Origin of the sequence: Nostoc sp. LPT (genome assembly GCF_017115165.1) — a bacterium.
In the GTDB taxonomy this organism is placed as follows: Bacteria; Cyanobacteriota; Cyanobacteriia; order Cyanobacteriales; family Nostocaceae; genus Nostoc.
Map to the genome: position 1 here is coordinate 46,893 of NZ_JABXKF010000178.1, position 11,288 is coordinate 58,180.

The following is an 11,288-nucleotide window of genomic DNA, read 5'->3' on the forward strand; positions in this document are numbered from 1 at the left end:
ATTTGGTGGCGGGAAGTGGATTTGAACCACTGACCTTCGGGTTATGAGCCCGACGAGCTACCAGGCTGCTCTATCCCGCGTCGCTCTTAACTTTTATAGCATAACTTATAGTCAAGAGTTTGGCAACTACAAAAATGATAATTCTCCAATTACTTCTAAACGCTTGTATTTTCCCAAGGTGACAAATGTTTCTGAGAGGCTTTCGGCGGCGCTGGGACTAATCCACCCCATTTGCTGGAGTAAGTGAATAGCAACAGCATATTTTGCTCGTTTCGCCCCATCCATGACTTTGATTGCCAATCCCAAACCTTCACCGAGTCTACCAATGCACTGCACTCCTTCGGCACCAGTTTTGCTGACTAGTTCTCCTGGAGTTAAGCGCATCAGTTCCGTATCAAATTCTCCATCTCCTGCTACCATCGCCGGGTGATGAGTCATAGCACGGACGATGCGCTCCATATCCAAGTTGGTACTAGAGGCTAACAGTGCATATAAAGATGCCATGTGACCGAGTTGCATCAGATAAGTTGGTGCGCCACAGTCGTCATGAGCGCTGATAAATTCTGCTGCTGGCATTCGCAGCAACTCTGCTACTTTGCCCAAAATTAACTGCTGTATTGGGTGCTTGCGATCCAAGTAGTTATTCAAGGGCCAATGGCGTTGCTGACAAACGGCTAACATTCCTGCATGTTTTCCAGAGCAATTGTATTCCAGGGGACTCCGTTTGCCTTCAGGAATTGGACACTGGAGTATAGTCGGGTCAAGATCCGCCCGCCAAAGGATGTTAAATACCTGTCGGACTTGATCTATTTTTCCTTTATGGGAACTTGTGATAATTGCTAAGTCGCGATCGCTGAGTTGATAGCGTTCCAGTGTACCTGTTGTGGTGACAGCGAGTGCCTGAAATGGTTTGAGGGCTGAACGGATAAATGCAGCAGTTTCAGAATTTCCGGCAACAGTTAGAACCCGTCCTCGTTCGTCGCAGACAACAGCTTGGACTATATGCCTGGATTCAATAATACCTTCCCGCAGCAACCGGACTTCCAGTGCTGTGGCTTGAGTTCGTTTTCCCATTGTCATGGGTTTATATTTATCACCTTTTTTAATTAATTAGTCATTGGTCATTGGTCATTAGTCATTAGCTAAAGACTAATGACCCTTCGGGTGACGCTCCTACGTCGCTACCGCAACTCTTAGAGACGCACTCGCGTTCGCTAACGCCAAGGGAGAAGACCGCACTGGCTCACCAATGACCAATAATTCTTTAAAACAAATGCCAACCTATAGTACCAGTAACGTACATTCCCGCCAAGCCAGCAAAGGTAAATTGTAACCGCCGTAGAATGGGTTTAATTTCGTATGCAACAATTAAGCAATCGCGGTTGAGCACTTCCTGTGGCTTTGTCCAAGTTTGACCGTCGTACCAGCCGGACTCTTCATAAAATACTGTGGGACTACAAAGGCGATCGCACACGTAGAACCAGCCTAAGTACAACCTTACCAGTATCAGCACTAACCCAACACTTGCTCCGGCTGCACCGCAGAGAAGAAAATGTGCAATATACTTGTGAGGGGGAAAACTTGCCGCAGCTATCGGCCCTGCAAAAAGCCAAGATAAACCCCAAATCCAAACAAGTTTCGTGATATACTCGCGCCAATCTAAAGTGGTATCACGAAACAGCCAGGAAGTTTTTAACTCTTCGTATTCATTGAGTGGTTGTTGGTCTGTAGGAACTGGGCAATTAGAAACCGAAGACCTAATCATGTTGGCTTACCCTCACCCTCATCAGATTCTGGAAGGGAAATACGTTCTGCATGAATCCAGAACGCTTCTAAATTATAAAACTCCCGTTCTTTGGGCATCATGATGTGAACAATCACATCACCGTAGTCTTGTAGTACCCAACTCCCCTCGATTTTGCCTTCTGTCCTTAAAGGACGGCGTTGCAACTCAGTTTCGACTTTTCCTTCAATTGCTTGAGCGATCGCCCTAACCTGTACCCTAGAATAGCCAGTCATCATCACAAAGTAATCAGCTAGGTAAGATACCTCTGCTACTTTGAGCAATAAAATCTCACCTGCTTTGCGGTCTGATGCCGCAATCGCGATCGTTGCAGCTAATTTTTCGCTCGCCTCTTCGGTTTGGCCGTAGCTTATTACCGCACTCTTCGTCAGTGGGACAGATTGCAATGGGAAATTTCCTTGGAAATAATCAGTCATTAAACCTCAGGTGCTTTCTTCCTTTTGAAACAATTGTTGACATTTACTTACAAACAACAAACAATTGATCTGACAAATGTGTCAATAGGTTTTTTTGAATACTAACAAAAAAATAGGTGTCTATGGGCCTCGTTTAATAATTGGCTGTTTAGATTTCGATATCCGCAACTGCTGAAAAGCTGATGGTTATTGTGCAGCAATAAATCAACCAATAGCTTTTCAGCAAGAATTGACAACGAAAATAATCGCAGATTCATCAAACAGCATAATATGTAATATGAAGAGTGCTGAGTTGAAAGTGCCTCGGCAAGCGAGTTAAAAGACCGCTTAACATCGGGTGGGGTATCAACCTTCTCCCGATTGCAAGATTCCGCTTAACGTCGGGCGGGGCAAAAACCCAAGTGCGAAAGTGCTGTTAGCGAAAGCGGGGCGTTTAGCCCGTACTCTTTTTATTACTCAGCACTCTCAGCCGAGGCACTGAGTATGGTAAAGCTAGTAATTCGCAGATAACGGGATATCTAGGCTTTATACTGTTTGCTAAAAATTACGACATAACACAGCATACTAATGACTGGTCTAGCAAAAGTGCGATTTTTATACGTAAAGTATTAAATATTGTAAAATACCTTTTAATCGATTACCCACCGATTGAATGAAGTGAAGCCGTGAGATTTTAGTTCAACAATCCACCTAAAAACCTACTTGTCTATCGCTATCGGATTTTTAGTAAAATTTTTTACCCTCAATATCTTCTATTACTTAGATATGAGGGCATAATTGCAATTTCTACAGATGCAGCATAACTTTGCTACAAAGATTAAACTTCTTGTTTGGTAACTATCCCTGTAGACTGAATTGCTCTACGATCTGCTGTCAATGAGTAACACAAAGACTCATACTGATTTAAAGCTTGCTCAAAAGCATATTGCTCAACGGCATATTGGCGACTTTTGTAACCCAGAGTTTTGACTTTTTCGGGGTTTTCGTACAAATCTAAAATTGCCATTGCTAAAGCTTGGGGATCTTCTGGAGGAACAATAACTCCGCCGCCACTTTGCCTAATGGCTCTTGCTGCCGTACCATTGTCGGGCACAGAGGCAACTAAGGCCCCTCCACTAGCAAGTAGCACTTGAATTTTTGACGGCATATTGAAGGATACAACATTTTTCTTTTGCACCACTAAACCAACATCCGCAGCTGCTAACATTTGTGGCAAATCTTTGCGGGGTTGAAATGGCAGTAACAACACATTATCTGCGCCGCAGTCTAGACATTCTTGTTGCAATCGCTGTAGACCTTTTGCCTCTCCAACGATGACAAAGACAATATCTGAGATATGGCGCAAGACAGAAGCAGCTTTGACGACGCTTTCTAAGCCTTGGGTTAGGGCAATGTTACCAGAATACAGTACTACAAATTTGCCGTTTAGATTATGTGCTGTGCGGAAAGCATTATCTTTTTTAGGCAAAGGACGGATAAAATTTACATCAACCCAATTGGGAATTTGCACAATTTTGTCAGCTTCTACGCCCTTAGAACGCAAATTGTCCACAAACCCATCAGCAATGACGCTAATTTTACTGGCACTGCTGTAAGCAAATTTTTCCAATAATGTAAACAACCGGATAAGTAATTTATTTTTCAGCAGACCGACATGGACGGCTGCTTCTGGTAAGATATCTTGTAGATTTAAAATAACAGGACAAGCACGTAACCATCCTAAAAGAGCTACTGGTACACAGCTTGGCAAGGATGGCGATGTTGAGATAATCACATCTGGGCGCCAACCCATGAGGGAGGGTACAAAGCTAGTGACTACGAAACTAGCATCTAATAACACCCGATCTAATAGGTTGGGTTGTGGACGAATCCAAACGTAACTGCGTTGAATTTGAACGCCATTTTTGTATTCGTTGACATACCATTTGCCCCGATATTCCTGATAAATTTGCCGCTCAGGGTAGTTGGGCATAGCGGTAACTACACGCACTTCATGCCCACGTTTCACTAGTCCCTCTGCTAATTCAGTCATCAGTGGGGCAATACCAATCGGTTCTGGATAGTAGTTGTAGGAGTAAATTAAAATCCGCATAAAATTTAGTCCGAAGTACCCCGGTTTTTTATTTAATGACAAATATTTGTCTGGAATATTATTTGGGCTTGTAAACCTCTATATTTAATTGTGACTCCAGACTCTTTCTCTGTCAGGTATTTTCCTTAAAGATTGAGTAAACTTTCAGATGTAATACTTAGAGGAACTGTAAACTTTTTTTACTATTTAAGTAGTTTTTCAATTGTTATTTTTTGATTATTACTTACGTAGAAACCCTAAGTATATTAGATTTTACTAACCCTTAAAACCAAATTGGGATAGTTAGTATTAACTCTCTCTATAAGTGACGCACATAAGCCATTTTTCTAGAATCTGAATACTAATAATACTTTTTGCTCGTACTAGTAATTCAATGAGCGATCACCCTTGTATTTTCTCTTTTTTTGCTGGCTCAGGTTTCCTCGATTTAGGTTTTGAAACCAGCGGTTTTAATATTGTTTATGTCAATGAAATCTTCGCCCCATTCATCGCCGCCTATCGCCATTCGCGAGAAGTTCTGAAAATGCGATCGCCTGAATATGAATATCATCATGGTGAAGCAGCAGATGTAACAAAACTTATTGTTGGAAAAGAAGCACAACACCTTCAAGAATTAGTCAAAGACTGCCGCAAATCTCATAATATAATTGGTTTCATCGGTGGGCCTCCCTGTCCTGATTTTTCTATTGGTGGAAAAAATAGAGGAGGTTTGGGAGAGAATGGTAAGCTTTCCGCTTCATACATTGAATTAATTTGCCAAAACATTCCCGACTTCTTTTTATTTGAGAACGTTAAGGGTTTATGGAAGACAACAAAACACCGTTTATTTTTTCAATCCCTCAAGCAAAAATTACACGAAGCAGGCTATATATTAACAGAACGACTAATTAATGCTATCGAATATGGCGTACCCCAGGATAGAGAAAGAATTATTTTAATTGGTTTCAAAAATAATTTTCTTCAGGACATAGGGATCAAAATTGGTAGTGAAAAGTTACTACATGAGGAATATTTCCCTTGGGATAATTATATCTTATATCCTCACGAAAAAGTTTTTGCTTCCCCTTGGCGTAAGTGCGATCCATTTCAAGAAAATTCTCTAATACCTTGTCCTGATGGCATACCTGAAGAATTAACAGTTGAATACTGGTTTAGAAAAAATAACGTTCTGAAACATCATAATGCTGAAAACTGTTTTCAACCAAGGGCAGGTATCACAAGATTTGCTGCTATTGATGAAGGAGATGATTCTAAAAAGTCTTTCAAGCGTCTACATAGATGGCGTTATTCTCCGACAGCTTGCTATGGAAATAATGAAGTACATTTGCATCCTTACAAAGTCCGGCGAATTTCTGTAGCAGAAGCTTTAGCTATCCAATCTTTGCCTGCAAATTTTGTACTTCCAGAAAATATGTCACTTACTAATATGTTTAAAACTATTGGTAACGGTGTCCCATATTTGGCATCGCAGGCATTAGCTCAAACTATTATTAACTTCTTAGGACATAGTGTAAAAAACCCTGTTGATATTCCTAGTATTACTACTACTAAGGGTTAACTTAAATACTTGCAGTAATTCCAGAATATCTGTAAAGCCAATATTAAAGACAATTCAGCAGCTTGTTTTCAGGATAAACTCGTAATAAATGTGGTTTAATATATATATAAGAAATGTTTTAATTTTTTATAAAGTTTAATAATCAATCACTGGCAGAAGACACGATGGCAGCAGACTATCCAGACATTGATATTGCGCCATTTATCGATCACTCCCTGTTAACGCCAACGGCTACTCCAGAGCAGGTTGAGCAATGGTGTGAAGAAGCATATAGATTTAACTTTGCGGCGGTTTGTCTGTTCCCTGCTCATGTAAAGCAAGCAGTCGAACTCCTCCACGGTAAAAACCCGAAAGTTTGTACAGTGATAGGCTTTCCTTCTGGTGCAACGACTTCAGCAGTGAAACTGTATGAAGCTCAAGAAGCGGCGGATAGTGGGGCCACTGAGTTGGATGTAGTCATGAATTTGGGCTGGTTAAAAGCTGGCAAAACTGAAAAAGTCCACCGAGAGATTGCCGAAATTTGTGAAGAGACTGGGCAAACAGTCAAGGTAATTTTGGAAACTAACCTGTTGACAGATGCGGAAAAAAAAGTAGCTGCTGAAATAGCTATGGAGGCAGGAGCAGCATTCTTAAAAACTAGTACAGGTTGGAATGGTGGTGCAACTGTGGCAGATGTGCGACTTTTGCAAGAATTGGCAAAAGAAAGGGTAGGAATTAAAGCTTCAGGTGGTATTCACACTATCAATCAAGCCCTAGACTTAATCGTAGCGGGTGCTACTAGATTAGGTACATCTCGCGGTATGGATTTGATCCGCCAGCGCGATAACCTGGGAAAGGGTGAATAGTCATTTGTCCTTTGTCATTTGTCCTTTGTCATTTGTCCTAATCTAATGACCCTTGACCAATGACTAATGACTAAATAACTACTAATGACTAGTGACTAATGACTAATGACTAATGAGTAGAACCTACAAAGCAACTGGTATTAATCTTAAAACCCAGGCACTGGGAGAATCGGATAAAATAGTGACGATTTTGACACGGGAATTCGGTCTAATTCGAGCCGTGGCTCCAGGGTCACGTAAGCACAACTCCAGCCTGGGCGGTAGGAGTGGAATGTTTGTTGTGAATGAACTATTGATTGCCAAAGGGCGATCGCTTGATAAAATTACTCAAGCACAGACGTTAAAAACTTATCCTGGTTTAGCTAAAAATTTGGGAAAACTGGCTGCCAGTCAATATTTAGCAGAAATAGTTCTGTGTGAAGCTTTGAGCGAACAACCCCAAGAAGAACTTTATGATTTGTTCAATGAACATCTCTATCGCTTAGAGGCGGTGTCTAGTGCAAATCTATCTGGTGTTTTGGCTCATCTGGCTCATGGTGTATTTCACCTTTTAGCCTTAGCAGGACTGACGCCGCAAGTGCAAATCTGTTGCTTATCTCAGCACCCCCTCAAGCCAGACTTTACAGACCCCAACTGGCAGGTAGGATTTAGTATCCCTGCGGGTGGAACGGTTTCCTTAGAAGCTAGGGAACGTTTACGAAAAGAGGGGGAGAGGGAGATCAGCGCACAGAGGCAAAGGAGCAGGGGAGCAGGGGAGCAGGGGGAGATTAATAACCAATATCCCATGCCCAATGTCCCATCCTCCATGCCCAATGCCCAAACAATTGTTGTGCATCGGCAAGAAATACCTGTGATTTCTAGTCGTTTGGGTGCTATGGAACTAGCTTTGCTTCAACAGCTGTCACAACCAGAGATAATGCAAATTGATGGTGCTAAAGATTATGACTGGTTATCTATTGAGCAGATTTTGCGCCAGTATGCTCAGTATCAATTAGGCCGCCCTATTCGCTCTGCTACCTTGATCGACTCTTATTTTGCTGCCAACCATGATGCAACCGTCTGATTTGGATAAGAAAATCCTGCCTTTGTCACCAAACCTCGCCAAAAAACAGAATAGGGTATCAGATCCTACAGTCAGGAATCACTTGAGTGCTGTTCCCAAGTCTACACCTAGTCAAATGAATGGCCAAGAAATGTCCCCAAAAGATGTTTCTAATAACGATCAAAATTGGACAGAGGAGATCCCAAAAACCGATCTTCCAAACCAATCAGAAACACAATCTGAGGAAAAATTAACCACTGCTGAGGTAGATAGTAACGGCGCTAGCAATGGGCATAATTTGCCAGTAGCCACTATCCCAGAAAAAGAATTACCGAAATTAGATGGATCTGGTTCAGGTGGAGAAGCTATTGCAGGGAATGTAAAACAGCTAGGATTTTTACCTGTATTAAAAAATCCTAATTTCTTGGCTCTTTGGGGCGGTCAAGTTTTTTCTCAACTAGCAGATAAAGTTTATTTAGTCTTGATGATTGCCTTGATTAATACTCAGTTTCAAGGAAGCAATCAGAGTATTAGTGGTTGGGTATCAGTCTTGATGATGGCTTTTACTATTCCAGCCGTATTGTTTGGTTCCGTTGCTGGTGTATTTGTCGATCGCTGGTCGAAAAAGGCTGTGCTGGTGGCAACAAATATTTGGCGTGGCATCCTGGTTTTGTCAATTCCCTTCCTGCTGTGGTTGACTCATGACTGGAAACCCATAGGAGTGCTGCCAGTGGGTTTTTTGATCATTCTGGGTGTGACTTTTTTAGTTTCCACGCTGACGCAGTTTTTTGCGCCGGCGGAACAGGCGGCAATTCCCTTAATCGTAGAAGAACAGGATTTACTCTCGGCAAATTCGCTTTATACGACAACGATGATGGCATCTGTGATTGTTGGGTTTGCTGTTGGCGAACCATTATTAGCGATCGCCGATGGACTTTGGCTGCAAATTGGTGGTAGTGATAGTTTGGGTAAGGAACTTTTAGTTGGTGGCAGTTATGCGATCGCTGGACTAATTTTGTTCCTCCTGGCAACTAAGGAAAAACACCACCATCCCGATACAGAATTCCCTCACGTATTCTCTGACTTGCGAGACGGTTTTGCCTATCTCAAAGCAAATCAGCGCGTCCGCAATGCTTTGCTTCAACTGATTATCTTGTTTTCTGTCTTTGCAGCATTAACTGTTTTAGCCGTTCGGATGGCGGAAATAATTCCCAACATGAAAGCCTCTCAGTTTGGCTTTTTACTAGCAGCTGGCGGTGTTGGCATCGCTGGTGGAGCAGCAATTCTAGGCCAATTTGGTCAACGCTTCTCCTATACTCAGCTAAGTCTATGTGGTTGTATGGGTATGGCAGCATCCCTGATTGGTCTGTCAGTATTTACAACTCAGCTGTGGCTTGTCTTGTTACTGGTGGCATTATTGGGCATCTTTGGGGCACTAGTGGGAATTCCCATGCAAACTGCAATCCAAACAGAAACACCTCCAGAAATGCGTGGTAAAGTTTTTGGCTTGCAGAACAATGTAATTAATATTGCCCTGTCCTTACCTTTAGCATTAGCTGGTGTCGCAGAAACCTTTCTGGGATTACAGGTAGTTTTTTTGGGATTAGCTGCGATCGTCTTTTCAGGAGGTATATTAACCTGGTATAACTCCCACAAGTAGTTATCAGCTAACAGGAGTTATTAATTATTACCTTGACGTAATTAATAATTTACTTAAAGCTTTTGTGTTCGTGGTAAACTGTTGCCAGTGAAAATTTATCACATACTTGCCGGATATGAATCTGACATTAGTCAGAATAAGTTGTTTAAATATCAGAAATTAACAACTTATAACTAAAATAAATAAAGCCATAAATCCACTAGTTTAATTAGCTAACAAGAAGCTTTTTAAACTAGTAGAAAGTTGTGGAAATTTTTAATAAATAAAAAAACCAGCAAGTATAGCTAGATAAAAGAAAAATCACAAAGGACACACAAGTAATAAGATTAAACCTGCTTTTCTTACAGCTAAATAAAGAATGCGTATAGCCTGGATTGGAAAAAAATCACCTTTTTGCGGCAATGTCACCTACAGTCGAGAAATTACAAATGCTTTGCTAGATAGGGGACATCAAGTTAGCTTTCTTCACTTCGCCCAGGAAGAGTCTGAACCTGATAATTGGCCAAATCTTCGAGAGGTTTCCCTACCTTTCATTTACAAGTCCCAGGTTTACACAATTCCCACTTTTAAAGCCACCAAAGTTTTAACCGATTCACTGCGAGAAATCAAACCAGATGTAGTCCATGCTTCCTTGACATTATCTCCTCTAGACTTTTTTCTACCGGAAATCTGTGAAGAACTGAGGTTGCCCCTAGTTGCCACTTTTCACACACCATTTGCTGGCAAGGGGGCAAAGCTGGTATCGGGAACACAACTTTTGGCTTATCAGCTCTACGCGCCTTTTTTAGTTAACTACGATCGCGTGATTGTATTTTCTCAAATTCAGCGAGAATTATTGGCAGGGATGGGCGTAAGGGAAGAAAATATTGCCGTAATTCCCAACGGTGTTGATACCACCAAGTATTCTCCAGGACTTTCTAAAATCAAAGCAGAATTTAAAGCCGAACGCTTGTTTGTCTATCAGGGTCGCATAGCGCCAGAGAAAAATGTTGAAGCTCTCCTCCGGGCTTGGAAGCAGTCGGCAATGGCGGCTGGTAGTAAGTTACTAATTGTTGGCGACGGCCCTTTGAAGTCTTCCTTAGAGCCGTTTTTTGGTTCAGAATACGGCATTATCTGGTTGGGATTTGTCGCTGATGAAGACCGACGCATCGAAATTTTGCGAGGCGCAGATGTATTTGTTTTGCCTTCATTGGTAGAGGGTTTATCTTTATCTCTGTTAGAAGGAATGTCATGTGGATTAGCTTGTTTAGCAACAGATGTGGGTGCAGATGGAGAAGTATTGGAAAAGGGTGCAGGTGTCGTTATTAGTACCAAAACAGCGCGATCGCAGTTGAGAACGCTCTTGCCAGTGTTGCAAGACCATCCAGAATTAACAACCTTACTGGGGCAAAAAGCTAGACAGCGTGTATTAGACCGCTATACCCTTAGTAAAAATATTAGTCTGCTGGAAGAACTTTATAAAGGAGTTTTAGCACAGCGACCTCTACCGCTAAGTCGTAGAGCGTAAGGAAAGGGAATAAAGTGCGATGCCTACAGTGGTCACTGAGCTTTGCCGAAGTGTGGGCTACGCCTACGCATTTTTACGCTCATTATTGTTCTCCAGATGCATCAGGTGCAGTTTAGCTTTTCTTCATCAGTCTTATATTCGGTTTTAACCTTGCTCCAATAATCAGCACATAAGAGTGGCGAAATCCCGATATTTGGCGAGTAAAACTTTGGCAGCTTGAAAATATTCTTAATACTCAAAGAACAGATAGTGTTCGCCTGAAGGGGTGACAAAGAAGCTAAAAAGCAGATTGGATAAGGAACATAGCACGCAGACCCTTCTGAAAATAGGGTAATTTATTGGGCTTTAAACGCATAAGCTCATG

At 41.8% G+C, this 11,288-nt stretch carries 9 protein-coding genes and 1 tRNA gene; 5 read left to right on the forward strand and 5 right to left on the reverse strand.

The window, feature by feature from the left end:
- Positions 1 to 3: 3 nt before the first annotated feature.
- The 5 genes from HWQ58_RS35235 to HWQ58_RS35255 all read right to left on the reverse strand — a co-directional run bounded on the left by HWQ58_RS35235 (position 4) and on the right by HWQ58_RS35255 (position 4,312).
- Positions 4 to 80, reverse strand: a tRNA-Met gene (locus tag HWQ58_RS35235).
- A 46-nt stretch (positions 81 to 126) separates the two neighbouring features.
- Positions 127 to 1,080: an asparaginase gene (locus HWQ58_RS35240; protein ID WP_292873038.1), complete on the reverse strand. Its 954-nt coding sequence runs from the start codon at positions 1,078 to 1,080 to the stop codon at positions 127 to 129.
- A gap of 184 nt (positions 1,081 to 1,264) precedes the next feature.
- Positions 1,265 to 1,765 (reverse strand): CGLD27 family protein, encoded by a 501-nt coding sequence (locus tag HWQ58_RS35245; protein ID WP_292873040.1) that lies wholly within the window; start codon positions 1,763 to 1,765, stop codon positions 1,265 to 1,267.
- The gene (gene rsfS, locus HWQ58_RS35250; RefSeq protein ID WP_292873042.1) at positions 1,762 to 2,220 is read right to left on the reverse strand and encodes a ribosome silencing factor; all 459 of its coding nucleotides are present in this window, start codon (positions 2,218 to 2,220) and stop codon (positions 1,762 to 1,764) included. Before rsfS ends, HWQ58_RS35245 begins: the two co-directional genes overlap by 4 nt.
- A gap of 817 nt (positions 2,221 to 3,037) precedes the next feature.
- On the reverse strand, positions 3,038 to 4,312 hold the full coding sequence (locus tag HWQ58_RS35255; RefSeq protein WP_292873044.1) for a WcaI family glycosyltransferase: 1,275 nt from the start codon (positions 4,310 to 4,312) through the stop codon (positions 3,038 to 3,040).
- 373 nt (positions 4,313 to 4,685) lie between these two features.
- Between HWQ58_RS35255 and HWQ58_RS35260 the strand changes: the two genes are divergently transcribed.
- The 5 genes from HWQ58_RS35260 (at position 4,686) to HWQ58_RS35280 (ending at position 10,924) form a co-directional block, all read left to right on the forward strand.
- Positions 4,686 to 5,870, forward strand: a complete 1,185-nt coding sequence (locus HWQ58_RS35260; protein ID WP_292873046.1) for a DNA cytosine methyltransferase — start codon at positions 4,686 to 4,688, stop codon at positions 5,868 to 5,870.
- Positions 5,871 to 6,034: 164 nt separating this feature from the next.
- The gene (gene deoC, locus HWQ58_RS35265; protein WP_292873048.1) at positions 6,035 to 6,715 is read left to right on the forward strand and encodes a deoxyribose-phosphate aldolase; all 681 of its coding nucleotides are present in this window, start codon (positions 6,035 to 6,037) and stop codon (positions 6,713 to 6,715) included.
- Between the two features lie 112 nt (positions 6,716 to 6,827).
- Positions 6,828 to 7,778: a DNA repair protein RecO gene (gene recO / locus HWQ58_RS35270; RefSeq protein ID WP_292873050.1), complete on the forward strand. Its 951-nt coding sequence runs from the start codon at positions 6,828 to 6,830 to the stop codon at positions 7,776 to 7,778.
- The gene (locus tag HWQ58_RS35275; RefSeq protein WP_292873062.1) at positions 7,765 to 9,417 is read left to right on the forward strand and encodes an MFS transporter; all 1,653 of its coding nucleotides are present in this window, start codon (positions 7,765 to 7,767) and stop codon (positions 9,415 to 9,417) included. The genes recO and HWQ58_RS35275 overlap by 14 nt, the downstream gene beginning before the upstream one ends.
- A 358-nt stretch (positions 9,418 to 9,775) precedes the next feature.
- A complete protein-coding gene (locus tag HWQ58_RS35280; RefSeq protein WP_292873052.1) occupies positions 9,776 to 10,924 on the forward strand; it encodes a glycosyltransferase family 4 protein in 1,149 nt (382 codons plus the stop codon).
- Positions 10,925 to 11,288: the final 364 nt, after the last annotated feature.